Origin of the sequence: Clavibacter sp. CT19 (assembly GCF_027858075.1) — a bacterium.
Lineage (GTDB): Bacteria > Actinomycetota > Actinomycetes > Actinomycetales > Microbacteriaceae > Clavibacter > Clavibacter tessellarius_A.
In genome coordinates, this window is the sequence record NZ_JAQHYR010000003.1 from 225429 (window position 1) to 250447 (window position 25019).

Here is a 25019-nt window from a genome sequence, read left to right on the forward strand (position 1 = left end):
CCTAGCTGTGCCCGAAGGGGGTGCACTGCCCGGCCGGGCCACCACGGTAGGTGACGCAGCGCGGGGAGTCGTTCGTGACGTGCCAGTGCTCGCCCGGTCGGACGTTGACCCGGTAGGTGTTCAGTCCGCCGATGTCGCTGCAGGACCGCGAGGCATTGAGCTGTGCCCCGTACCGGCCCGCGGCCGGCGCCTCGACGGGGACGGCGTTCCATCCCGCGGACAGCGGGACGCAGTACACGTGCCCGTTCGAGAAGGTCCGCACGTTCATCCCGTGGAGCTGGCCTCCCGATACGTAGACGTCGACGCCGTTCCACGGCGCCGTGTGCGGGCCCGCTTCCGGGGAGGCGCTCGCCGACTGGGCGGCGAGGGGCAGGACGCTGACGACGCCCGCGAGGGCCAGCGCGCAGGCGAACAGCCGCATGCCGCGGCGGGGGGGGCGCGGAGGGACAGGGAGGAGGGAGCGGTGGGCATGGTGGTGAGCTTTCTGGAAAGGGGTGGGATCCGGTGCGTGCGCACCGGCCGATGCACCGTATCCGCGGCCGCCCCGCGTACGCGCTCACTCTCCCCACCGCCCGTCGCGCCCGGCCGCGGCGAGCGGCCGAGCGCGAGATCGGGCTCGCCGTCTACGAGCGCCGGTACGGGGTGCACTGCCCTGCGGGGCCGCCGTGGAACGGCACGCAGCGGGGGCTGTCGTTCGTGACGTGCCAGCGCTCGCCGGCTCGGACGTGGATGATGTAGGTGTTCGTGCCGCCGAAGTCGGTGCAGGACTTCGAGGGCGCCAGCTCGGCGCCCGACCGGCCCGCGACCGGCGCCTCGATGGGGACGGCGTTCCACCCCGGGGACAGCTCGACGCAGTACTGGTGCCCGTTGGAGAAGGTGCGGACCGCCATCCCGAACAGCTTGCTGTGCGTGATGTAGACGTCGACCCCGTTCCAGGGCCCCGAGTGCGGGCCCGCTTCCGGCTGGGCGCTCGCGGACTGCGCGGCGAACGGGAGGACGCTGACGGCGCCCGCGAGGGCCAGCGCGCAGGCGAGCATCCGCATGCGGCGGCGCGGGGCGCGGACGGACGGGGAGGAGGGAGCGGTCGGCATCATGGTCGGCCTTCTGAGAGGAGGGGGTCCGACGCGTACGCGCCGGCGGCTGCACCGTACCGGCCGGCCCCCCGGCGGGGTGCCGGCTCTCCCCACCGCCGCGCGGGACGACGACGCCCGCCCGCCCTCACGGGCGGACGGGCGCGACGAGTGGGCGACGGATCAGCGCGCCCCGAGCTCCGTCAGCACGTCGGCGAGCTGCTCCACGGCCCAGACGAGGTCCTCCTCCTCCACCACGATGGGCGGCGCGAGCCGGATCGTGGAGCCGTGCGTGTCCTTGGCGAGCACGCCGCGCTCGGCGAGCCGCTCGCAGACCGCGCGGCCCGTGGCGAGATCCGGGTCGATGTCGATGCCGGCCCACAGCCCGCGACCGCGCACCTCGAGCACGCCGTGGCCCACGAGATCCGCCAGCCGCGCGTGCAGCACGCCGCCGAGCCGACGCGCGCGCTCCTGCGGCTCGCCGGTCGCGAGCATGTCGACCACCGCGTGGCCGACCGCCGCGGCCAGCGGGTTGCCGCCGAACGTGGATCCGTGCTGCCCCGGCTGGATGACGCCCAGCACGTCCGCGTCGCCGACGACCGCGGAGACGGGCACGATGCCGCCGCCGAGCGCCTTGCCGAGGAGGTACAGGTCGGGCACCACCCCGGCGTTGTCGCACTCGAAGGTCGCGCCCGTGCGGCCGAGGCCCGACTGGATCTCGTCGGCGATCATCAGCACCCGCTCGCGCGTGCAGATCCGCCGCACGTCGGCGAGGTACCCCGCGGGCGGCACGACGATGCCGGCCTCGCCCTGGATCGGCTCGACGAGCACGGCGACCGTGTCCCCGTCGATCGCGGCCTCGAGCGCCGCGGCGTCGCCGTACGGCACGGTCACGAACCCGGGCGTGAACGGCCCGAAGTCGGCGCGCGCCTCCTCGTCGTCGCTGAAGCTCACGATGGTGGTGGTGCGGCCGTGGAAGTTGCCGGCCATCACGATGATCTTCGCGCGGCCCGCGGCCACGCCCTTCACCCGGTAGCCCCAGGCGCGCGCGACCTTGATCCCGGACTCCACGGCCTCGGCGCCCGTGTTCATCGGCAGGACCATGTCCTTGCCCGCGAGCTCGGCGAGCGCGGTCACGAACGGGCCGAGCCTGTCGTTGTGGAACGCGCGGCTCGTGAGCGTGATCCGCCCGAGCTGCTCGGTCGCGACCCGCACGAGCTCCGGGTGCGAGTGCCCGAAGTTCACGGCCGAGTAGGCCGCGAGGCAGTCGAGCAGGCGCCGGCCGTCGAGGTCGGTGACCCACGCGCCCTGGCCGGACGCGACCACGACGGGCAGCGGGTGGTAGTTGTGCGCGGCGTGGGCCTCCTCGGCGTGGATGGCCAGGGCGCCGGCCTCGGAGGCGGCGGGGCGGTCGATGGTGTCGGTCATGTCCTCGTCCGTCCTGATCGTCACTGCCGCAGCTCGAGCGTGCAGCACTTCACGCCGCCGCCGCCGAGCAGCAGCTCGGACAGGTCGACGCCGATGGGCTCGTAGCCGCGCTCGCGCAGCGACGCCTCGAAGCCCACGGCCTTCTCGGCGATCACGACGTGGAGGCCGTCGCTGTAGGAGTTGAGGCCGAGGATCGACGCGTCCTGCTCGCTGACCTCGATCGCGTCCGGGTAGCGGCGCTCGAGCTCGTCGAGGCTCGCGGCGTCGAAGGCGCTCGGCAGGTAGGCGATGTTGCTGTCGTCGAGCACCGCGATCGCGGTGTCCAGGTGGTAGAACGACGGGTTCACGAGGCGGAGGGTCACGACCTCGCGGTCGAAGATCCGGGCCACCTCGGCGTGGCTGGTGCTGTCGCTGCGGAAGCCGGTGCCCGCGAGGATCGTGTCGCCGACGAGGAGGATGTCGCCCTCACCCTCATTGACCTGCTCGGGCACGCGCACGTCGAAGCCCGCCTCGCGGAACCAGTCCATGTACGCGGGGCCCTCGGGCTGGCGCTCGGGAAACTGGAACGCGGCGCCGTACGCGATGCCGTCGAGCGTGAAGCCGCCGTTGGCCGCGTAGACCATGTCCGGCAGGCCCGCGATGCCGTCGATCAGCTCGACCTGGATGCCGAGGCCCACGTACGCGTCGTGCAGGGTCTGCCACTGGCGCACCGCGAGCGAGGTGTCGGTCGGGACGGCCGGGTCCATCCAGGGGTTGATCTTGTAGACCACGTCGAAGTGGTCGGGCCGGCACATCAGCACGCGCTTCGCGACAGGGGTGCGGCCGGATGCGGTGTCCGCGGGCCGGGAGAGGGTGGAGGGCATGGTGCTCCTGCTTCGTGCGGCGCGCCTCGCGGCGCGGTCGTGGAGGCGGACGATGTCCCAGAGCCCCGAGGGGACGCCTTCCCGTCAGCCTGGCAGGCGCATCACGCCCGTTCGAGAGGGTGCCGCGCGGATTCCGCGCGTCCGACCCCCGTCCCACGCAGGATCCCGCCATAGGCTCGGAGCATGGACAACCTCGACCACCGGATCATCGACCTCCTCCGCCAGAACGGACGCGCCGGGTACGGCGACATCGGCGGCACGGTCGGGCTCTCGGCCAGCGCGGTGAAGCGCCGGGTCGACCGGCTGGTGGCCGACGGCGTGATCCGCGGCTTCACGATCCAGGTCGACCCCGCGGTCGACGGCCTCAGCACCGAGGCCTACGTGGAGCTGTTCTGCCGCGGCACGGTCGCGCCCGACGAGCTGCGCCGGATCCTGCAGGGCGTCCCCGAGGTCGTCGACGCGGGCACCGTCACGGGCGACGCCGACGCCATCGTGCGCATCCGCTCCCGCGACATCCCGAGCCTCGAGGACGCGCTCGAGAAGGTGCGCCTCGCCCCCAACGTCGACCACACGCGCAGCGCGATCGTGCTGTCGCGGCTGGTGAACCGGACGCTGGAGTAGGTCCCGCCTCAGGCGTTCGCCACGAAGGACCGGGCCGACGCCAGGATCCGGGCGCCCGCCTCGTCGAGGTCCGGGGACTCCCGGATGAGACGTGCGGGCGAGGCATCGTCGAGCTGCGGGTTGAGGCCCGTGAACCAGGCCTGCACCACCCGGGGATGCTCTCGCTCCACCAGGATCCCCGCGACGTGGAAGGCCAGGCGCAACCGGTTCATGATCACCGCGGACGGGACGCGCTCCCCCTCCGCCCACTGCCGGACGGCGCGCGTCTCCTGCACGGAGCCGAGGTAGGCGACGAGCTTGGCGCCGAGGACCTCGCGGAGGCCGGCGACCAGCTCGGCATCAGACGCGCGGATGGCCGTCTCGTAGGCGCCCAGCCCGGGCGTGGTGATCGACATGGGGACATGCTATCCGCTGAGCGAGTGGAACACACGCTGAGTGACAGCACGATCACGCCCGCGATCACAGCCCGCCGGGTCAGGCGAACAGCGCCACCAGGATCACGACGTAGATGACGACGAAGAGCGCCGGGATCGCGTAGCGGATCAGGTTCGTGAGGCCCTCGGCGGCGATGACCGTGCGCGCCGCGTGCGAGGTGGCGCCGGACTCGCGGAGGTCGCGGGCGATCGCGATGGCCTGCGAGTTGACGGAGAACTGCACGGCCGCGCCGAGGGCGCCGGTGGCGAGCAGGATCAGGGCGGCGGCGAGGCGCGTGCTGAGGTCGGCGTCGGCGAGGCCGGTGCGCAGCAGGAACACGGTGGCGGTGAGCAGGAAGATGGGGCCGAGCTGGCTCGTGATCATCTGCTTGCGGGCGCGCGACCACATGGTGATCAGCTCGAGCTCGGACATGGGGGACCTCCTGTCGGCGGCCGGGCGTGCCGCTCTCCCATCCTCTCGCGCATGGCGGCCCCGCGCATGCCGCCGTGCATGTCGCGCCCGGCGGCGGCCCGCGGCTCGCTAGCCTCGGCGCATGGATCCCGCGCCCGGCTACCGCATCGACCCGGGCTCCGCGACCCCTCCCTTCGAGCAGCTCCGCGCCGAGGTCGCGCGCCGGGCCGTCGACGGCGAGCTGCCGGCTGGCGCGCGGCTGCCGACCGTGCGGGCGCTCGCCGAGCAGGCGGGCGTCGCCGTCAACACGGTCGCGCGGGCCTACAAGGAGCTCGAGGCCGACGGCGTGATCGAGACGCGCGGGCGCGCCGGGTCGTTCGTCGCCGCGCGGGACGACGTGCCACAGGCGCTCCGGGCATCCGCCGCCGCGTACGCGCAGCTCGCCCGGCGGCTCGACGCCTCCGACGCCGACGCGCGACGGCTGGTGGACGAGGCGCTCGCGGCCGGCTGATCCGCCGCCGCGGGCTCCGGAGCCCCGGGGTCGCCGCGATTCCACCTCCCGTTCACCCGGAGGCCCGACAGTACGCACGCCGCCCGTCCCGATCGGAGATCACATGCCCGAGTCCTCCCCGGAGGCGGCGACGCCGCACGACGACGCGCAGGCCGTGAGCGCACCGGCTCCCGCTCCCGCTCCCTCCGAGGCGACCACCGGACCCGGGACCGAGACCGACGCCGATGCCGCCGCCGCGTCAGCCTCCCGCGCGCAGCGCGTCCTCGACGGGGCCGACGCCGTCACTCCCCCGCGCACGCTCGTCGACGTGCTCCGCGCGACCGTCGCCGCGCACCCCGACGCGTCCGCCATCGAGGACGGCGACGGCGCGCTCAGCTACCGCGAGCTCATGGCGCGCGTCGTGCAGGTCGCCGCATCGCTGCGGGAGGCGGGCGTGGAGAAGGGCGACCGGGTCGGGATCCGCATGCCGTCCGGATCCCGCGACCTCTACGTCACCGTGCTCGGCGTGCTCGCGGCCGGCGCCGCCTACGTGCCGGTCGACGCGGACGACCCCGAGGAGCGCGCGCGTCTGGTGTTCGGCGAGGCGCGCGTCGCGGGCGTCGTGACGGGCACGGGCGAGTTCACGCCGCGAGCTGGGGACGCGGACGCCGACGACAACGCCGACGACGACAACGCCGACGCCGCCGCCCGGGTCACGGCCGCCGCGCTCCGCATCCTCCCCGCCGCCGCCGCGCACGCCTCCACCTCCGCGCTGCCGCTGGTCGCGCCGCCCGCGCCCGAGGACGACGCGTGGATCATCTTCACCTCCGGGTCCACCGGCACCCCCAAGGGCGTCGCGGTCTCGCACCGCTCGGCCGCGGCCTTCGTCGACGCCGAGGCGCGTCTCTTCCTCCAGGACGAGCCGATCGGCCCCGGCGACCGCGTGCTCGCCGGCCTCTCGGTCGCGTTCGACGCGTCGTGCGAGGAGATGTGGCTCGCCTGGCGGCACGGCGCGTGCCTCGTGCCGGCGCCGCGCAGCCTCGTCCGCAGCGGCATGGACCTCGGGCCGTGGCTCACGACGCACGGCGTGACCATCGTGTCCACCGTGCCGACGCTCGCGGCGCTATGGCCCGCGGAGTCGCTCGAGAACGTGCGGCTGCTCATCTTCGGCGGCGAGGCCTGCCCGCCGGAGCTCGGCCAGCGCCTCGCGACCGACGGGCGCGAGGTCTGGAACACCTACGGCCCCACGGAGGCGACCGTCGTCGCGTGCGCCGCGCCGCTCGGCGGCCCCGGTCCCGTGCGCATCGGCCTGCCGCTCGACGGCTGGACCCTCGCGGTCGTCGACGCCGACGGCACCCGCGTGCCCGAGGGCGGCGTGGGCGAGCTGATCATCGGGGGCGTCGGGCTCGCGCGGTACCTCGATCCCGCCAAGGACGCCGAGAAGTACGCCCCGTTCCCCGCGCTCGGCTGGGACCGCGCCTACCGCTCGGGCGACCTCGTGCGCTTCGAGGCGGAGGGCCTCGTGTTCCAGGGTCGCGCCGACGACCAGGTGAAGGTCGGCGGTCGGCGCATCGAGCTGGGCGAGATCGAGGCGGCGCTGCAGGGCCTCGACGACGTGCAGGGCGCGGCCGTCGCCGTGCAGACCACGGGCGCGGGGAACCAGGTGCTCGTCGGCTACCTCGTGCCGCGGGATCCCGCGACCTTCTCGCGCGAGGACGCCGTGCAGCGCCTCCGCGTCGCGCTGCCGGCGGCGCTCGTGCCGCTCATCGGCGTGGTCGAGTCGCTGCCCACGCGCACCTCCGGCAAGGTCGACCGGGCCGCGCTCCCCTGGCCGCTGCCCGGCGCCGCGGGCGACGAGGGCGCCGACCTCGACGCCGAGCTGCGCCCGCTCGCCGAGATGTGGTCCGCCGCGCTGGGCACGCCCGTCGCGAGCGCCGACGCGAACTTCTTCGACCTCGGCGGCGGATCCCTGTCGGCGGCGCAGCTCGTGGCCCGGATCCGGTCGATCGACCCCGAGTTCACGGTCGCCGACGTCTACGCCCACCCGCGCCTCGGCGCCATGCACGCGGCCATGGCCGGACGCGCGCCGCGGGCCGTGCGCACCGGACGGCAGGTGGACGTGCGGCCGACGCCGCGCCGCACGCAGTGGATCCAGACCCTCCTCGGCGCGCCCCTCCTCGCCCTGCAGAGCCTCCGCTGGCTCGCGCTCCTGCTCACGGGCTCCGCGCTGCTGCGCCCGCTCGGCGGCTTCGACGCGCTGCCGGACGTGTCGTGGTGGCTGCTGATCCCCGGCCTCCTCCTCTTCGCGACGCCGTTCGGCCGCATGGCGATCTCCGCCGCCTCCGCGCGCCTGCTGCTCCGCGGCCTGACGCCCGGCGACCACCCGCGCGGCGGGAAGTGGCACCTGCGGCTCTGGCTGGCCGAGCAGATCGCCCAGCAGATCGGCGCGGTCGGGCTCGCGGGCGCGCCGTGGATCACCTACTACGCCCGCGCGCTCGGCGCGCGCATCGCCGACGACGTCGACCTGCACACGCTGCCGCCCGTCACGGGCATGCTGCGCATCGGCCGCGGCGCCTCCGTCGAGCCCGAGGTCGACCTCTCCGGGTACTGGATCGACGGCGACACCGTGCGCATCGGCGCGGTCCGCATCGGCGCGGGATCCACCGTCGGCACGCGCTCGACGCTGCTGCCGGGCACGCGCATCGGCAAGGGCGCGGAGATCGCGCCGGGATCCGCCGTCTTCGGGCGCGTGCCGTCGGGCCAGCGCTGGGCCGGATCCCCCGCCGCGCGCGAGGGCAAGGCGCGCGTCTGGTGGCCCGACCACCGGCCGCCGCGGAACACGCGCTGGGTCGCGGCGTACGGCGCCGCCTCGGTCGCGACCGCGCTCGTGCCGGTGGTGGCGTTCGTCGCGGGCGGCGGGATCCTCGCGGCCGCCATCCGCGGATCCGCCGACCTCGGCGACACGTGGTGGCGCGGCCTCGGCGCGCTCGTGCCCGCCGTGCTCGTGACCGGGCTCGTGCTCGCGCTGCTCGTGGTGGGATCCGTGCGCCTCCTCGGCCTCGGCGTCACGGAGGGCATCCACGCCGTGCGCAGCCGCGTCGGCTGGCAGCTCTGGACCACCGAGCGCCTCCTCGACCTCGCGCGCACCGTGCTCTTCCCGCTCTACGCGGGCCTCTTCACGCCGGTCTGGCTCCGCCTCCTCGGCGCGCGCGTGGGCAAGGACGTCGAGGCGTCGACCGTGCTCCTCATCCCCGCGATGACGACGATCCGCGACGGCGCCTTCCTCGCCGACGACACGCTCGTGGCCGGCTACGAGCTCGGCGGCGGGTGGATGCGCGTCGCCCGCGCCGAGATCGGCCAGCGCGCGTTCCTCGGCAACTCCGGCATGGCGGGGCCCGGCCACAAGGTGCCGAAGGACGGCCTCGTCGCCGTGCTCTCGGCGGCGCCGACCAAGTCGAAGGCCGGATCCTCGTGGCTCGGCTCCCCGCCCGTCCGGCTCCGGCGCACGGTCGCCGCCGCCGACGACTCGCGCACGTTCCGGCCGCCGACCCGGCTGCGCGTGGCGCGCATCCTCTGGGAGCTGCTGCGCGTCGTGCCCGTGCTCGTGACCTGCGCGATCGGCCTGGCCGTGCTCGTGACGCTCGCCGCGATCACGGAGGCGTGGGGGCCGCTCGTCGCGTTCCTGCTCGGGGGCGTCGTTCTGCTCGTGGCGGGCGCGGTGGCGGCGGGCATCTCGACGGCCGCCAAGTGGATCCTCATCGGCCGCATCCGCGCGGAGGAGCACCCGCTGTGGTCGTCGTTCGTGTGGCGCAGCGAGGTGTCGGACGTGTTCACCGAGATGGTGGCCGCGCCCTGGTTCGCGTCCTCGGCCGCCGGCACGCCCGCGCTCGTGTGGTGGCTGCGGAGCCTCGGCGCGCGCATCGGATCCGGGGTGTGGTGCGACTCGCACTGGCTGCCCGAGGCCGACCTCGTGACCCTCGGCGACGCGTCCACGATCAACCGCGGCTGTGTCGTGCAGACGCATCTGTTCCATGATCGGATCATGAGCATGGACACCGTCACCCTCGACGCCGGTGCGACCCTCGGGCCGCACAGCGTCATCCTGCCCGCCGCGCGCATCGGCCCGCAGGCCACCGTGGGCCCCGCGAGCCTCGTGATGCGCGGGGAGCTCGTGCCCGAGGCGAGCCGCTGGAGCGGCAACCCGATCGGCCCGTGGCGCGAGGTGAAGACGGGTCGGTACCTGCCCGCCGAGGCCGCGCCCGCCGCCGGCGACGCCGCCCCGGCCTCCGCCGAACCCGCCGCTCCCGCGACCGCCGGTCCCCGGTGAGGACCGCCGCGGGTCCCGAGGCCGGCGACGGCTACACCCCCGAGGTCGGCTCCACCGCGTACTCCGTGGAGCGCTACGACCTCGACCTCGACTACCGCGTGGCCCGCAACCGGCTGAAGGCCCGGGCCGTGATCACCGCCACGGCCCGCGAGACCCTCCCCCGGTTCGAGCTCGACCTCACGGGCCTCCGCGTGGGCGCCGTGCGCGTCGACGGCCGGCGCGAGACCCGGCACGTGCAGCGGGGCGGGCGCCTCGTGGTCACCCCGGCCGCGCCGATCCCCGCGGGCGCGTCCTTCACGGTCGACGTCGCCTACTCCGGCGAGCCCGGCCCCCGCCGTACCGTCTGGGGCGAGCTCGGCTGGGAGGAGCTCGGCGACGGCGTGCTCGTCGCGTCGCAGCCGAGCGGCGCGTCGACGTGGTTCCCCTGCAACGACCGGCCGGACGTGCGGGCCGCGTTCCGGATCCGCGTCGCGTGCGAGGTCGACTACACGGTGGTCGCGAGCGGCCGGCTCGTCTCCCGGCTCGAGCGCTCGGGCCGCGCCACCTGGACGTACGAGCAGGACGCGCCCACCGCGCCGTACTTGGCGACCGTGCAGATCGGCCGGTACGCGGAGCGGCGCGTGCCCGCCGGATCCACCGAGGCGGTCTTCGCGTACCCGAAGCCGCGCGAGGCGCGCGTGCTGCAGGACCTCGCGCTCGTGCCGCGCATGATGGCGTTCTTCGAGACGCTGTTCGGGCCCTACCCCTTCGGCGAGTACCGCGTCGTGGTGACGGACGACGAGCTGGAGATCCCGCTCGAGGCGCAGGCGATGGCCGTGCTCGGCTCCAACCACGCCGACGGCACCGGCGGATCCGAGCGGCTCGTCGCGCACGAGCTCGCGCACCAGTGGTTCGGCAACTCGGTGGGCCTCGCGTCGTGGCAGCACATCTGGCTCAACGAGGGCTTCGCCTGCTACGCCGAGTGGCTGTGGTCGGAGGAGTCCGGCGGGCCGACCGCGGATCAGCTCGCCCGCCAGCACCACGCGCGCCTCGACCGCTACGGCACGCAGGTCGGCATCGGCGACCCCGGCCCGGAGGCGATGTTCGACGACGTCGTCTACAAGCGCGGCGCCCTCGCGGTGCACGCGCTCCGGCTGACGCTCGGCGACGCCGCGTGGCGCGCGCTGCTGCTCCGCTGGACGGATCCGGCGTGGACGGCCCCGCGCACCACCGCCGACCTCGTCGGCGCGGCCGGGGACGCGGGCGCGCTCCTGCGGGCGTGGCTCGCGGACGTGCCGTTGCCGCAGCTGCCGAAGGTCGGGCGGCGCTGAGGGGCCGCTGGCGACACCTCGGGGTCTGTGCCATCGTCGTTATACTTCGGGTCGATGTATAACAACGATAGACGTCATCCGAGCGAGTCGCTGAGCCCCTACACGCCGGGATCCGTGCCGACGAGCCTCCCCGGCCGAGCGGACAAGCTGCAGCAGTTCCGCGAGGCCGCCCAGCGCATGGCATCCGACGGGCTGTTCATCCCCCGAGTGCACGTCGACCACGGACCCCGTGGGATCGGCAAGACGTCGTTGCTCCGGGAGGCGCAACGCATCTTCGGCGGGTACCGCATCCGGACCGTGCTGATCACGGCGGATCCCGACGAGGATCTGGTGCGATCCCTGCTCGGTGAGCTCCGGCAGGTGGTGGGAACCGGCACGCGTCTGCGGAAGGCCGCACTCGAGGCGATCGACTCGGCGACGGTCACATTGGGGGCGCCCGGCATCGTGCAGGTCGGCGTCTCGCTGACCCCGGAGCGCACGCCGACGGCCGCGTCGGCGAAGCAGATCCAGCAGGCGATCCGCGCCGCGATCGACGCGGTGATCCATGACGGGGACGCGGGGATCGCACTGCTCATCGACGAGATCCAGGAGGCGGACCCCGAGAGCCTGCGCACGCTCGCCTACGCATGGCAGGAGATGGCCCCGCTTCGCGCCTTCGAACCCGGGCAGCCGCGGACCGCGCTCTTCGCCGTCGGGCTGCCCGGCGCCCCGACGAAGATCAACAAGGCGGTGACGTTCAGCGAGCGCTTCAGCTTCCAGCCCCTGCACGGCCTGTCCGACGCCGGCGCGCGGGAGGCGCTCCAGGCCACGGCTGCGACCGTCGCCGTCGCCTGGGACGTAGCGGCCCTCGATCGGGCCGTATCGGAATCGAGCGGCTATCCCTACAAGGTCCAGCTGATCGGCGATGCGTCTTGGAGGGCGGCCTGCAGGCGACTCGCCCGAGAGGGCTTGCGACCGGATGACGCCATCGCGCTCGACGATGTCGTGGCCGCGCTGCCGTCCGTCGATGCGGAGATGGAGACGCTCTTCACCGCACGCTGGAGGTCGGCCAGCCCAAGCCAGCAGGACATGCTCGTCGCGGTCGCGCGGCTGGGCGGAACGGACGTGAAGCGCGCCGACCTCGCCGATGCCCTGGCGACTACCACTCGAGCCATCTCGGTCGCCCGCCAGAAGCTGCTGGACAAGGGGCTCCTCGACGCGAACAAGCACGGGCACCTGTCGTTCACCGTGCCGGGGTTCACGGAGTTCGTGCTGGACCAGGCGGAGAACGAGTGAACCCGCGTCTCCCCTGCCGCGTCCCGTTCAGCGGTCGAGCGCGCGGATCTCGACCCTGAGCGACTCCTCACCGGCGCGCCGCACACGGCGGGCGATGGCGACCACGAGGTCGGGCGCGAGCGCGACCTCCATGAGGCGGTAGCGCGCGGGCTCGCCGTCGATCCAGGCGAGCAGGCCGCGCGCGTCGTCCGCGTCGTCGGCGAACCGCACGCGCTCCGGCTCGACGCGGAGCCCGCGGCCGTCGGCCTTCAGCACCGCCTCGATCCGCACCCATCGCCCGAGCGTCATCCCGGGCGGCGTCGCGCGACCGCGCGGCTCGGCGTCGATCCCGATCGGGCCGTCGGCGCTGACCGCGACGACCACGGCGTCGCCCGCGTGCGCGACGCTGGCGTGCAGGCCGTCGAGCGCGCGGGATCCGCCGAGCACCGGCCGTCCGTGCGGTCCGCCGCAGGTCGCGCAGCGGGCGCGGACGGTGACGGCGGCGGGATCCGCGCCCACGATCTCCGCGGCGAGCGCCCGCAGCGCGTCGCGCCCGGCGGCGGTGCGGGCGGCGCGATCGGCGGATGCGTCGACCGGCACCACCGACACGTGCACGGCGGCGGGAGCGGGGGTCACGTGACGACCCTAGGCGGCGCTCAGAGCGCCATGCGGGCGAGCGCCACGGCGGCCGCCACCAGGGCGACCGCGGAGATCACGGCCGACGGGCCGACCCACCACCAGCCGCGGCGGGCCCGCGTGCCCTCCACGACCGCGGCCACGGCGAGCAGGAGGAGCCCCAGGGCGACGCCGCCGCGCGCGGGGGATGTGGCGTCCTCGCCGGCCAGCGCCACGAGGCCGGACATCATCAGGGCTCCCGCGAGCAGCACCCAGCCGAGCGCGTGGACGGCGTGCGCGATCCGGCTCCGCAGGTCCCGCGGCCGCAGCGGCTTCGCGCCGCGCCAGCCGTCGGGGGCGCGGAGGCCGCCGACGATCGTCATGACCTCGGCGAGCTCGGCGGGCCGCTCACCCGCGGGCAGCGCGAGGAAGCGGCCGAGGTGCTCGTCGCGCACGCCGGAGGACGCGATGAGGCGCGCCAGCAGCTCGCGCTCGCGCGCGGTGGTCCACCCGGGGAACGCGATGCCCCAGCGGGCGGCCTGGTCCGGGGCGCGGACCTCGCGGTACCAGGACGCCAGCAGCAGGCGCGCGACCGCGTCTCCCGGTTCCCGCCGCACGCGGGTGCGGAGCTCGACGATCGCCTCGCGCCGCCGGCCGTCGTCCCACAGCGTCCGGGCGCGGTCGACGGTCTCGGAGCGCTGCATCCGTCCAGGGTCGCGGATCCGGGCGGGCCGCGCGCGGATCATCCCCGGTGCCGGCTGTGGAGACGGGCGCCGCCGGTGCACGAGGATCGCGGCCCTAGGCGATCCTCGCCAGGCTCCAGTACGCGGCGATCAGCGCCACGGCGACGACCCGCATCCCACATCGCCCGGGCGCGGGCGATGGCCTCCGTCTCGCGCATGCGCTCATCGTGGCAGGTCGGCGAGGCCGACCGGGCTCAGCCGAGGTCGCGCGCCAGCGTCTCGTCCGCCTCCGTGGCCTGCCGGGTGACGCCGTCGTCGTCGACGTAGGCGTACGTGGTGGTCGTGACCTCGCCCGTGCCGCGGTAGCCGAGCCGCTCGTACAGCGCGCGGGCCCGCGGGTTGTCGAGGCCGACGCCGACCGTGAGGCGGCCCGGCGCGACGCGTTCCTCGGCCGCGCGGATGATCGCCGTGCCGACGCCGCGCCCGCGCTCCGCTGCGTCGACCCGCAGGTTCCGCAGCTCCGGCGCGGCGCCGCGGAGGTCGAGCTGGCCGGAGCCCACGGGACGGTCGCCGTCCCACGCGACGAGCAGCGTGGATCCGCCCGCCTCTTGGAGCGCCCACATCGCGCGCGCGAACCCGCGGCCGGACGGCTCCCCCTGCTCGAGCCGCCCGACCTCCGAGGCCTGGAGCGCGCGGACCTCGATCGCGGTCACCTAGATGACCGCCTCGCTCCAGTCGTCCGGGTTGCCGAAGCGGTGGGCCGTGATGCTGATGGCCTGCTCGCGCAGGAACGTGAGCATCTCGACGCGGCCGGCCGCCGTGACCTCGTCGGCGTACACGGCCACGTCGGGCGTGCCGCGGAGCGCGTCCGACAGGGCGCGCGCCTCCACGAGCCGAGCGTCGCGCGCGGCGACGAGGCGCACGCGCTCGGTCGCGATGCCGTCGGTCGCGACGCGGGCGAGCCACGCATCGTCCGTCTCGATGATCACGTGCACGCTCGGCAGGTCCTCGAGCACCTGGCCGAGGCCGGCCGGGAGGATCCCCGGGACCGACACGTGCATCTCCGCGCGGGCGAGGCGCCCGGCCGCGAGCACGCGCAGCAGGTCGGCGAGCGCGCCCGACTCCGTGAGCCGCACCGTGACGGGCAGCGGCCGGTAGCGGAACAGGTTCCGCTCCACGCCGAGGCCGCTCGGGTCCTTCACCTGGCCGAACTCGTCGTGCCAGGCGACGGCGTCGCTGAGGGCGGAGCGGCGGACGAGATCGAAGTCCTCGTAGCGGATCGCGGGCTGCGCCGACTCGATGAGCTCCGTGACCCGCGGCGACAGCCCGCGCAGGTGCAGCGAGCTGGAGTGCCGGCCCTCGTCCGCGACCCAGGAACCGAGGCCCATGAGGTAGTTCGGCCCGCCGGCCTTGGTGCCGGATCCGACCGAGGAGCGCTTCCAGCCGCCGAACGGCTGGCGCTGCACGACCGCGCCCGTGATCCCGCGGTTGACGTAGAGGTTGCCCGCCTCGACGGTGTCGAGCCACTGCTCGAGCTCGCGCGCGTCGAGGCTGTGCAGGCCCGCGGTGAGGCCGTAGGGGATGGCGTTCTGGAAGCGGATGGCCTCCTCGAGGTTCCGCGCGCGCATCACGCCGAGCACGGGGCCGAAGAACTCGGTGAGGTGGAAGTACGACCCGGGCTTCACGCCGTCGCGGACGCCCGGCGACCAGAGGCGGCCGGTCTCGTCCTTCGCCAGCGGCTCCACGAGCCACTTCTCGCCGACGCCGAGCTGCGTGAGCGCGTGCTTGAGCTTGCCGGCGGCCGGCTCGATGATCGGGCCCATCTGCGTGGTCGGATCCGACGGGTAGCCCACGCGCAGCGACGACACCGCGTCGACGAGCTGGGTGAGGAAGCGGCGCGACTTCCCGACCGAGCCCACGAGGATCACGAGGCTCGCGGCCGAGCACTTCTGGCCGGCGTGGCCGAACGCGCTCTTCACGACGTCGGCCGCGGCCAGGTCGAGGTCGGCGCTGGGGGTCACGATGATGGCGTTCTTGCCGCTGGTCTCCGCGAGGAGCGGCAGATCCGAGCGCCAGGAACGGAAGACCTCGGCGGTCTCGTAGCCGCCCGTGAGGATCACGCGGTCGACCGCCGGGTGCGCGATGAGGTGCTCGCCGAACTCGGCCTCGCCCGCGTCGACGAGCGCGAGGAGCTCCCGCGGCACGCCGGCCTCGCGGAGCGCCTCGACCAGCACGGCGCCGGAGCGGCGGGCCTGGCCCGCGGGCTTCACGACCACGCCGCTGCCGGAGGCGAGGGCCGCGAGCATGCTGCCCGCGGGGATCGCGACGGGGAAGTTCCACGGCGGCGCCACGACGGTGACGCGCGACGGCACGAACCGGGCGCCCTGCACGCGGTCGAGGTCGCGGGCGCGCTCGGCGTAGTAGTGCGCGAAGTCCACGGCCTCGCTGACCTCGGGGTCGGCCTCCGCGATGGTCTTGCCGGTCTCGGACGCCATCACCTCGATGAGGCGCGCGCGGTTCCGCTCGATGGCCACGCCCACGCGGTGCAGCAGCGCCGCGCGCTGGTCGCCGGGTCGGGCGCCCCACGCGGCGGCGGCCGTGCGCACGCCGTCGATGACGCCGTCGAGCTGGTCGGTGGAGTCGATGCGCGCGGCGTCGATGGTCGCGACGCCGAGCCGCGAGGCCTCCACGCGCGCCAGGATCTCGCGGCCCCAGGCGCGGTTCGTCGGCAGCGCCGGATCCGTGTCCGCCGCGTTGTGGAACGGCGTGGTGGAGGCGCCGGGGTCGACGAGCGCGTCGGGCATGAGCAGCGACCCGCGCGTGAAGCCCTGGACCACGTTCGTGAGCTGCGGGTCGATCTCGTCCGCCGGCTCCGCGGCCGGCTCGGGCTCGGCGAGCGGATCCACGTCGTCGAGCTCCGGCGGGAAGCGGCGGTCCTGCGTGCGGTTCGGCGCCGGGATCGTGTCGTCCACGCCGGCGAGCGACGAGCGGAACCGCGACTCCTCCCGCGCGAACAGCTCGGACGACGTGCTCAGCTCGAACACCGCCGACATGAAGTTCTCCTGGCTCGCGTTCTCCTCCAGGCGGCGGATGAGGTACGAGATGGCCACGTCGAACTCGGTCGGGTGCACGACGGGCGTGTAGAGCAGCAGCCCGCCGACCGTGCGCTTCACGGCCTCGGCCTGGCCGGTGGCCATGCCGAGCAGCATCTCGAACTCGATCCGGTCGGTGACGCCGCGCTCCTCGGCGAGCAGCCACGCGTACGCGACGTCGAAGAGGTTGTGGCCGGCCACGCCGACCTTCACGGCGTCGGCCGCGGCGGGCTGGAGCGCGTGCTCGAGCATCCGCTTGTAGTGCGTGTCGGTCTGCTCCTTGGTGGCCCAGGTGGCGACGGGCCAGTCGTGCATCCGGCCGTCGACCTGCTCCATCGCGAGGTTCGCGCCCTTCACGATGCGGACCTTGATGGGCGCTCCGCCCGCCGCACGGCGCTCCTGCGCCCACGCGGTGAGCCGCTGCAGCCCGGCGAGCGCGTCGGGCAGGTACGCCTGCAGCACGATGCCGGCCTCGAGGTCCTTCAGCTGCGGCTGGTCGAGCACGCGCGTGAATACCTCGATGGTGAGGTCGAGGTCCTTGTACTCCTCCATGTCGAGGTTGATGAACTTGGGGGTCGCGGCCTCCGACGCCAGCTCGTACAGCGGGGTGAGCCGCTCGACGACCTTCTCGACGGCCTCGTCGAACGCCCACATCGACAGCTGCGAGACGACGCTCGACACCTTGATGGAGACGTAGTCCACGTCGTCGCGGGCGAGCAGCTCGCGCGTGCCGGCGAGGCGGCGCGCGGCCTCCTTCTCGCCCAGCACGGCCTCGCCGAGCAGGTTGAGGTTGAGGCGGGATCCGCCCTCGCGCAGCTTCTGGATGGCCGGGCCGAGCTTCTCGCTCGTCGCGTCGACGATGAGGTGCCCGACCATCTCGCGCAGCACGCGGCGCGCGACGGGCACGACGACCTGCGGGAGGACCGGGCCGAGGATGCCGCCCGCGCGGATCGCGCCCTGCATGTACCAGGGCAGGAAGCCGGGGGTCTTGGAAGTGAGCGCGGCGAGGCTGTTGCCCGCGACCGGCAGGTCCTCGGGGCGCACGACGCGGTCGACGAAGCCGATGGTGAAGTCGAGGCCGTTCTCGTCCTTGAGGACGCCCGCGAGGCGCTCGGCGGACGGATCCGCCGGGTGCTGCGCCGCCTCGGCGAGCCAGGTGCGCACGAGCGCGACGGACCGGTCGGCGAGGTCGTCGCGGTCCGGGGCGGCGGCTCCGGCGAGCGTCGGGATCGCCGCGGTCTCGGGGGCGGATGCGGTCTCGGCGGTCATGCGGGAACCTCTTCGTCTCGTGTGGGCCGTCGGCCCCGTCGTCGTCGTCCGCGCGGCGAGCGCGTCCACCCAGTGTGCGACCATGCTCTCGTCGGATGCGCTGAACGTTTCCGATGATCATCGTGCGGCTCCGCCGATGATTCCATGCTCGCCTGGGATCCCGCGGGAGGCGCACGTGCTCGAGATGCGACGGCTCCGGCTCCTGCGCGAGCTCAAGCTCCGCGGCACGATCGGCGCGGTCGCCGACGCCCTGTCGTTCAGCCCGTCGTCGGTGTCGCAGCAGCTGTCGCAGCTGGAGCGCGAGGCGGGCGTCACGCTGCTGCGCCGCGTCGGGCGGCGGGTCGTGCTCACGCCGCAGGCCGAGATCCTCGTCGAGCACACGACGGCCCTGCTCGAGCGGCTGGAGCGCGCCGAGACCGAGGTGAACGCGTCGCTCGCGAACGTGTCCGGCACCATCCGCATCGCCGCGTTCCAGTCGGCGCTGCTCGCGCTCGTGCCGCCCGCGCTCACGATCCTCCGCGACGACTACCCCGACCTCCGGGTCGAGATCACGATGCGCGAGCCCGAGTCGGGCCTGCACGACGTGTGGGCGCGCGACCACGACCTCGTCATCGCCGAGCAGTACCCGGCGCACGCGGCGCCGCGGCCGGCCGACCTCGACCGCGAGGAGCTGTGCGTGGATCCGCTCCGCCTCGGCCTGCCGCCCGGCCACGACGACGTCCGCTCCATCTCGGACGCGCGCCGCCTGCCGTGGGTGATGGAACCCGCGGGCACCGCGTCGCGCCACTTCGCCGAGCAGGTGTGCCGCGTCGCGGGCTTCGAGCCGGACGTGCGCTACGTGACGGCTGACCTGCAGGCGCACATCGACCTGGTGCGCGGCGGGCACGCGGCGTCCGTGCTGCCGGACCTGGTCTGGGCCGGCCGCGAGCCCGACGTGCGGCTCGTCGGCCTGCCGGGGTCGCCGCGGCGCACGGTGTTCACGTCGTCGCGCGTCGGGAGCCTCGACCGGCCGGGCATCCGCGCCTGCCGGGACGCCCTGGCGCGCGCGGTCGAGCTGATGGGACCGGCCGCGGGCTGACCCGTCGCCTGCTCCGCGGGCCGCGCGACGACGGGCCAGGATCCCTGGGGGATCCGGGCCCGTCGCGGTCCGTGGCGCGGGGTCAGGCGGTCGGCGGCCCGTCGCCGTCCGCGTCGCTCGTGCCGGGCGTGCCGGGCGTGCCGGGCGTGCCGCCGGCGGGCGCACCCGCGCCGGCCGGCTTCCGCCGCCCGGTCACCACGATGAGCACGACCGCGGCGGCCGCGAGCACGACGATGCCGATGCCCACGCCGACGATGACGCCGAGGTACGGCGCGACGCCCTGCTCCTGGCCTGCCGCGGTGCCGGCCTCGCCGGTCGCGGATCCGCCCGCGGAGCCGGAGCCCGCTCCCGCTCCCGCAGCGCCCTCCTGGGCCGCCGCGCAGGCGGGCCCGGACGCGGATCCCGCCGCCGTCGCCGCGCCCGCGGGCGCCTGGTAGGTGAACGTGATCGAGTCGGACACCGGATGCCCGTCCGCGGAGACCACGCGCCACGTGACGGTGTACTGGCCGCTCCCGCCGAGCGCGACCGGCACGGAGACCGTGCGGCCGGCGTTCACGGCGCAGCCGGTCTCGAAGTGCGTGCCCTGGCCGTCGGGGCCGGTGACCTGCACGATCGAGGATCCGCCCGCCCCGGCCGACGCTCCGCCGGCGTCGCCGCCGCCGGACGCGCCGAGGTCGAGGATCACGTCGTTGAAGGTCAGCGAGACCTCCGACGGCGGCGCGTCGATGGTGGATCCGGCTGCGGGCGAGCTCGACACGAGGTAGTCGTGCGCCGAGGCGGGGAGCGCGGCGTCCGGCCCGCTCCCCTGTCCGATGCCGACGAGCGCGAGCGCGGCCGTCGCGAGGGCCGCGCCGGAGAGCGCGGCGGCGACCCGCACGAGGCGGCGGCGCGGAGCCGCGGGCGCTCCCGCGGGACGGGGCCCGCGGCGGATCCGGTGTCCGGGCGTCACGCCTGGCCGCCGCCCTCGCGGCGCACGCGGGTCAGCGCGAAGACCGCGACGACGAGCGCGACCGCGCCGAGCGCGAGGCCGCCCACGCCGAGGCCCACCGCGACCGCGCTGCCCGCGGCGTCCGAGGAGGATGCCGTGGTCGTCGCGGCGGCGGCGTCGGGCGCCGGGGAGCTCATGGCGCTCATCGCGTCGGCGGGCGGCGCGTCCTGCACGTAGAGCGTGGGCGCGGGGTGCTCCGGCTCCTCGCCGGACGCGGGCGTCGCCTCGTCCCAGTCGACGACCGACCCGTCCGAGTAGCCCTGGTGCGCGGGCAGCATGATGCTCCCCTCCGCGGGCACGGGCCCCACCGAGACCGTGAAGCGCTGGAACTCGCCCGCCTTGATGCCCACGCCGTCGTCCGCGGTCCAGGTCACCTCGATGGGCGCGTCGGTGATGGTCGCGTCGTCGGTCTTCACGGGGGTGTCGAGCTTCTCGGTGGTGACCTTGGCGGTCCAACCGGGGACGGGCTCGGTGGAGAGGCTGGAGAAGGGGGTGTCCTTCGGCAGGTCGACCGTGACGCTCGTGGTGGTCGCGGTCGCGGACTCGGTCGGGACCTTGAACGTCAGCGTGCTGTAGCTGCCTGCCGCGGCCTGGTCGGGCGAGACGCGCACGTGCGCCGAGGCGGCGAGCGGGAGGGCGACGGCGAGCGCGACGCCGCCGACGAGCGCGGTGGCCGAGCGGAGGATCCGACGGCGGGGAGCGGGGGTGGATGAGGTGGTCATGGCTGGTGTCCTGTTCCGGGCCGCGCGGTGGCGGCCCCGGGAGCGGGCGCGGCCGTGGCGGCGTCCGGAGGGAGGGAGAGAGGGAGGGGTGAGGGCGGCGCAGGCGCGGGCATGCGGCCCCGGTGCGACGACGGTCGCGGGTCAGGCGGCGACGAGCACGCGCGGCGGACCGCGGTGGCGCAGCCGTCCGATCCGGGCGACGAGGTCGCGCAGCGGTCGGGGCGAACGGGCGATGCGGGCGAGCGCGTCGGCCGGCCGCCCGTCGGGGCGCAGGAACGGGATCGCGAGGGCGAGCAGCACGCGCAGGCCGGATGCCCGGACGAGCGCGCGGAGGGCCGCCTCGCCGTGCCGGAGCGCGAGCACGGTGACCGCGAGCGCGGCGCCGTGCGACAGGAGCATGCCGGCGTCGAGCGCGGACGCGGTGCCGACGGGCACGCCGTCGAGGCCGGGGACGGCGAGCGGCAGGGCGCCGTGCCCCGCCATGCCCGCGTGCGGATCCGCGGCGGTGAGCGTCCCGGAGGCGTCGCCCGCCGCCGTGAAGAGCCCGTGGAAGAGGAGCTGGCTGACGCCGACCGCGGCGGTGAGCCGCCAGAGCGACGCGCGCGTGCCGGCGAGCGCGATGGCCACCAGCGACGCGAGCGCGAGGCCGAACGCGACGACGGCCCACGACGGGGCGGCCCCGCCGCCGGCCTCGTGGAACAGGGCGGCCACGAACGTGGCGGTGGTGGATGCGGCGAGCCCCCGGATCACGCGCTGGACGCGCGGGGCGATCGAGGGCGGGACAGGCATCGAGTGGAGTGTAGATGACGGGGCAGGGAGCGCGCGGCGACGACGGGGAGCCCGCCGTCGCCGCGCGCGGTCCTACTGCGGCGGGTGCGCCGGGTCGTAGGCCTTCGTGGTCGGGATGTCGGCGTACGCGCCGAGCCCTCCCTCGCCGTAGCCCCGGTCGAGCTTCGACGTGTCGCCCGTGATGTCGAGCTTCACGGTCGGTCCGAGCGTGCCTCCGCGGCGGAAGGAGTCCTTCGAGCCGACGGCGTCGATGAACGACTCCACCAGCCCGCCCGGGAGGATGTAGCTCGAGTACGCCTGGAACGCGCCCGGCGTCTGGTTGTAGTCGGGCCCGTACGCGGTGCCGCCCGCGTAGTTCAGGTTCGTCGGGTTGCCGAGCACGAGGCCGGATCCGCTGTTCATCGGCTTGTAGTCGCTGCGGAGGCCGTTGCCCACGAAGCCGTACACGCCCTCCGGGCCGTCGATGCCCTTCGCGAAGGTCGACCGGTGGCTGATCGTGAACAGGTAGTACTTGCCGCCCTGGATCACGACCTCCGGCCGCTCCGTCTGGTCGGTGACGCACCCCGACTCGAGCAGCGGATCGAGGAAGTGCCACTTGGTGAGGTCGTCGTCGTCCGCGACCGCCAGGCCGATGGACGCCATCTGGTAGTTCGCGCCCGAGGCGGTCACCTCCTTCGGGTCCTCCGCCGCGGGGTCGCCCTTCCGGTAGCCGAGGTCGGTCGCGTCGCACTGCTGCTCGCCGCGCTTCCCGGCCACGTTGGCCTCGAACACCATGTAGGTCTTGCCCGGGTGCTTCGGGTCCTTGAACGTCGACGGGTCGCGGAAGTTGACGCCCGCGTTCTGCTCCTTCGTCTGGTACTTCTGGCCGTCGGGGCGCAGGAGCGGGGTCACCGTCTCGAAGCCGGCGACCTTGACCGCGCCGTCCGTCTTCTCGATGCGCCCCTGGCTGAGCGAGATGACGGGGTCGGCCGCCTTCACGTCCTGCCCCTTCGCGTCACGGTAGAAGGCCACGTCGGTGAAGAACATCTTGATCGTGCCGTCCGGCATGATCCGCGTCGATCCCGACCACTCGGCCTGCTGCGAGAACGACTGGTCGGGGAAGACCCCGTCCGTCACGCCGTCCTCGAAGACGTTGCCCTGGTAGGTCCAGCCGCCGTTCTCGGGCCGCTGCTCCGCCGGGATCCCCGTGGGCCGCGTGAAGTAGCCGATCTTGGCCGCCGTGTGACGGTCGTCGAAGGACAGCGTGCGCGGGGCCGTGAGCGCGAAGATCACGTCGTAGCCGTCGACGCTGTAGGTCTGGCCGGACGCGTCCGTGAGGGGCCAGGTGTCCCAGACGTACGCCTTGTCCGTCATGGTCGGGAAGTCCTTCGGCACCTGCGGCATGGTCTGGGCCGCGGGCATGGAGTTCTGGCGGGGCGCAGCCGTGGGGTCGGACAGCTTCGCGATCTGCTTCGCGTCGGCCCGGGTCCAGTGGGCCGTGAAGTCGTCCTCCGGCGCGTACGCCTTCTGGGTGTGGACGGTGGGCCGCGGCGGGGTCGAGCCCGCAGCCTGGGCGGATCCGCCGGCGATCAGCGCGGACGCCACCACCAGGGTCGCCACAGCGGACGCGGACAACCCGCGCCTGATTCTCTTGGTCACCTGTTCTCACTCTCGTTCTCGTATCGATGAGTCCGATCGCGTCGCGCGGTGCACGCTCCCCCGGTCGGGGAGCCTAGGGGGTGTCGGGGCCCGAGCGCGCCCCGGACGGGGTCGGCGGCGGATCCCGGGCGTGTCCCCCGAACGGGGTGGACGCGACCGATCCGAACCGGTACGGTCGCAGCTCGGTCGTGCGGCGGTGCATGCTCTCCCGCTCCGTCCCGCCACCCGTCTGCCCCCCGATCGACCACGCGAGGAGCTCGACGACATGACCTCCATCCCGCCGCGCCCGGAGCACGCTCAGCCCGCGACCGCATCACCCGCTCCATCCGCGCCGCCCGCCGCCGGCCTCGCGCTCCGCATCCGCGACCGCGTCCGCCCCTTCGCCCGTCGCCACCGGCGCGCGCTCGTCACGGTCGTCGCGATCCTCCTGGTCGCCGCCCTCGTCGTCGCCGTCCGCGGCATCACGGGCGCCGACCGCGGTCCCGTCGCGCCCCCGCCTCCCGCGCCGCGGTCCGCGCCCGACGGCATCCGCATCGCCCCGTCCGACGAGTTCATGAACGACCCGCAGCGGCCGTTCCAGCTCGACGGCGTGTGGCACGCCTACGCGCTCGTCAACGGCGACCACCCCGGCGGGAACGGATCCTCGTGGCGGCACTTCACGTCGCCGGACATGGTCACGTGGCACGACGAGGGCATCGCGATCGACAAGTACGACACCCCGCTCGGCGACGCCGAGACCGGCAGCGTCGTGGTCGACACCGCGAACACCTCCGGGCTCGGCGCCGGCACGGTCGTCGCGATCCTCACGCAGCAGTCGGACGGCGTGCAGCGCCAGTCCCTCTACTACTCCACCGACGGCGGATACCGGTTCGCGGCGTACACGGGGAACCCCGTGATGGAGAACCCGGGCGGCCCCGACTTCCGCGACCCGAAGGTCGTGTGGGACGCCGCGCACGGCCGCTGGAGCATGGCGCTCGCGGAGGGCCGACGGATCGGCTTCTACACGTCGCCCGACCTGCTGCGCTGGACCTACCGCTCCGACTTCGCCCGCGACGACCTCGGGACGCTCGAGACGCCGGACGTGTTCCCCCTCACGAGCCCGGACGACCCCGGCCGCGTCCGCTGGGTCCTCGCCGCCGGCGCGGACGGCGCCGCCCAGGGCCGCGGCACGGGCACCGCGTACTGGGTCGGCGACTTCGACGGCGAGCGCTTCACGCCCGATGACGACGCCCCGCGCTGGCTCGACCGGGGAGCGGACCTCTACGCGGCCGTGACGTGGGCGGATCCCGCCGGCGACCCCGCGGCCCCCACCCGCCGGTACGCGATGGGCTGGGCGAGCAGCTGGGCCTACGCGCGACAGCTGCCCCTGCGGGACGGCGGATCCGGCGGCGCCCAGTCGATCGTGCGGGAGCTCCGCCTCGTGCGCGACGGCGCCGGATGGGCGCTGCGGTCCGCGCCCCTCGACGCCCTGGCCGGACGCGAGGGCGAGGCCCGGCCCATCGCCGACGCCCGGGCGTCCGGCACGATCCCGCTGGCCGAGGCGCCGCGCGGCCCGTCGCGTCTCCGCCTCACCCTCGTGCCCGACCCGGCGGATCCGGCGCGCGAGACCCGCGTGCGCCTCTCCTCCCCCGAGGGCGGCACGGTCACCGTCGGCTACGACGCGGAGCGGCGGCAGGCGTTCGTCGTGCGCGACGACGACCCCGACGGGATCATGCCGGACGCCTACGATCGGCCCGCGACGGCGCCGCTCCCCGACTCCGCGCCGGGGGATCCGGTGACGCTCGACCTCGTCGTGGACGACCGGGTCGTCGAGGCCTTCGTCGACGGCGACACGGCCGTGCTCACGACCGCCACGGTCGGCTCGCTCGACGCGGCCGCCCTCTCCGTGGAGGCCGTGGACGGCACGACGCGCGTGACCGACGCGAGCTGGACGCCCTTCGACCCGGCCGGCTGACCC

General features: G+C 74.8%; 21 protein-coding genes. 7 read left to right on the forward strand and 14 right to left on the reverse strand.

All coding sequences use genetic code 11. The features are described 5' to 3' along the window. Position 1 precedes the first annotated feature (1 nt). From PED38_RS05200 to ddaH, 4 genes are all read right to left on the reverse strand, one after another. Positions 2-421, reverse strand: coding sequence for a hypothetical protein (locus tag PED38_RS05200; protein ID WP_270980179.1), 420 nt, complete (start codon positions 419-421; stop codon positions 2-4). 202 nt (positions 422-623) lie between these two features. Next, a complete protein-coding gene (locus PED38_RS05205; protein WP_063072380.1) occupies positions 624-1094 on the reverse strand; it encodes a hypothetical protein in 471 nt (156 codons plus the stop codon). Between the two features lie 159 nt (positions 1095-1253). After that, the gene (gene rocD, locus PED38_RS05210; RefSeq protein ID WP_270980181.1) at positions 1254-2498 is read right to left on the reverse strand and encodes an ornithine--oxo-acid transaminase; all 1245 of its coding nucleotides are present in this window, start codon (positions 2496-2498) and stop codon (positions 1254-1256) included. 20 nt (positions 2499-2518) lie between these two features. Next, complete coding sequence (ddaH, locus tag PED38_RS05215; RefSeq protein WP_063072381.1) at positions 2519-3361, reverse strand: dimethylargininase; 843 nt, start codon at positions 3359-3361, stop codon at positions 2519-2521. A gap of 183 nt (positions 3362-3544) precedes the next feature. On the opposite strand from ddaH, the gene PED38_RS05220 reads away from it, so the two are divergent. Further along, on the forward strand, positions 3545-3982 hold the full coding sequence (locus PED38_RS05220) for an Lrp/AsnC family transcriptional regulator (RefSeq protein WP_011931848.1): 438 nt from the start codon (positions 3545-3547) through the stop codon (positions 3980-3982). Between the two features lie 8 nt (positions 3983-3990). Here PED38_RS05220 and PED38_RS05225 read toward each other — a convergent pair whose 3' ends face one another. Together PED38_RS05225 and PED38_RS05230 are read right to left on the reverse strand one after the other, a co-directional pair. After that, positions 3991-4377: a hypothetical protein gene (locus PED38_RS05225; protein WP_270980187.1), complete on the reverse strand. Its 387-nt coding sequence runs from the start codon at positions 4375-4377 to the stop codon at positions 3991-3993. A 79-nt stretch (positions 4378-4456) separates the two neighbouring features. Then, positions 4457-4828, reverse strand: coding sequence for a hypothetical protein (locus PED38_RS05230; RefSeq protein WP_270980188.1), 372 nt, complete (start codon positions 4826-4828; stop codon positions 4457-4459). 121 nt (positions 4829-4949) lie between these two features. Between PED38_RS05230 and PED38_RS05235 the strand changes: the two genes are divergently transcribed. The 4 genes from PED38_RS05235 (at position 4950) to PED38_RS05250 (ending at position 12209) form a co-directional block, all read left to right on the forward strand. Further along, positions 4950-5318, forward strand: a complete 369-nt coding sequence (locus PED38_RS05235) for a GntR family transcriptional regulator (protein ID WP_063072384.1) — start codon at positions 4950-4952, stop codon at positions 5316-5318. Positions 5319-5421: 103 nt separating this feature from the next. Then, positions 5422-9624, forward strand: a complete 4203-nt coding sequence (locus PED38_RS05240) for a Pls/PosA family non-ribosomal peptide synthetase (RefSeq protein WP_270980190.1) — start codon at positions 5422-5424, stop codon at positions 9622-9624. Further along, positions 9621-10934, forward strand: a complete 1314-nt coding sequence (locus tag PED38_RS05245; protein ID WP_063072386.1) for a M1 family metallopeptidase — start codon at positions 9621-9623, stop codon at positions 10932-10934. Before PED38_RS05240 ends, PED38_RS05245 begins: the two co-directional genes overlap by 4 nt. A 114-nt stretch (positions 10935-11048) precedes the next feature. After that, a complete protein-coding gene (locus PED38_RS05250; RefSeq protein WP_063072387.1) occupies positions 11049-12209 on the forward strand; it encodes an ATP-binding protein in 1161 nt (386 codons plus the stop codon). 27 nt (positions 12210-12236) lie between these two features. On the opposite strand, the gene PED38_RS05255 is transcribed toward PED38_RS05250, so the two are convergent. The 4 genes from PED38_RS05255 to PED38_RS05270 all read right to left on the reverse strand — a co-directional run bounded on the left by PED38_RS05255 (position 12237) and on the right by PED38_RS05270 (position 17847). After that, a complete protein-coding gene (locus tag PED38_RS05255) occupies positions 12237-12824 on the reverse strand; it encodes a 4'-phosphopantetheinyl transferase family protein (RefSeq protein WP_270980193.1) in 588 nt (195 codons plus the stop codon). 20 nt (positions 12825-12844) lie between these two features. Next, positions 12845-13507, reverse strand: a complete 663-nt coding sequence (locus tag PED38_RS05260; RefSeq protein WP_270980194.1) for a hypothetical protein — start codon at positions 13505-13507, stop codon at positions 12845-12847. A gap of 233 nt (positions 13508-13740) precedes the next feature. After that, on the reverse strand, positions 13741-14199 hold the full coding sequence (locus tag PED38_RS05265; protein ID WP_270980195.1) for a GNAT family N-acetyltransferase: 459 nt from the start codon (positions 14197-14199) through the stop codon (positions 13741-13743). Then, positions 14200-17847: a proline dehydrogenase family protein gene (locus PED38_RS05270; RefSeq protein ID WP_270980197.1), complete on the reverse strand. Its 3648-nt coding sequence runs from the start codon at positions 17845-17847 to the stop codon at positions 14200-14202. Between the two features lie 175 nt (positions 17848-18022). Between PED38_RS05270 and PED38_RS05275 the strand changes: the two genes are divergently transcribed. Then, a complete protein-coding gene (locus PED38_RS05275) occupies positions 18023-18925 on the forward strand; it encodes a LysR substrate-binding domain-containing protein (protein ID WP_063072392.1) in 903 nt (300 codons plus the stop codon). Between the two features lie 82 nt (positions 18926-19007). On the opposite strand, the gene PED38_RS05280 is transcribed toward PED38_RS05275, so the two are convergent. From PED38_RS05280 to PED38_RS05295, 4 genes are all read right to left on the reverse strand, one after another. Continuing rightward, positions 19008-19874 carry a copper resistance CopC family protein gene (locus PED38_RS05280; RefSeq protein WP_270980198.1) on the reverse strand — a complete coding sequence of 289 codons (867 nt, stop codon included), beginning with the start codon at positions 19872-19874 and terminating at the stop codon, positions 19008-19010. Then, entirely contained in the window at positions 19871-20635 is a 765-nt protein-coding gene (locus tag PED38_RS05285) for a YcnI family copper-binding membrane protein (protein ID WP_063072393.1), read from the reverse strand. Before PED38_RS05285 ends, PED38_RS05280 begins: the two co-directional genes overlap by 4 nt. Before the next feature lie 141 nt (positions 20636-20776). Then, the gene (locus PED38_RS05290) at positions 20777-21424 is read right to left on the reverse strand and encodes a hypothetical protein (protein ID WP_063072394.1); all 648 of its coding nucleotides are present in this window, start codon (positions 21422-21424) and stop codon (positions 20777-20779) included. 72 nt (positions 21425-21496) lie between these two features. Continuing rightward, entirely contained in the window at positions 21497-23062 is a 1566-nt protein-coding gene (locus PED38_RS05295) for a glycoside hydrolase family 68 protein (RefSeq protein ID WP_270980201.1), read from the reverse strand. A 265-nt stretch (positions 23063-23327) separates the two neighbouring features. Here PED38_RS05295 and PED38_RS05300 point away from each other — a divergent pair, with 265 nt between their 5' ends. Then, positions 23328-25016 (forward strand): glycoside hydrolase family 32 protein, encoded by a 1689-nt coding sequence (locus PED38_RS05300; RefSeq protein WP_270980202.1) that lies wholly within the window; start codon positions 23328-23330, stop codon positions 25014-25016. The last annotated feature ends 3 nt before the right edge of the window (positions 25017-25019 follow it).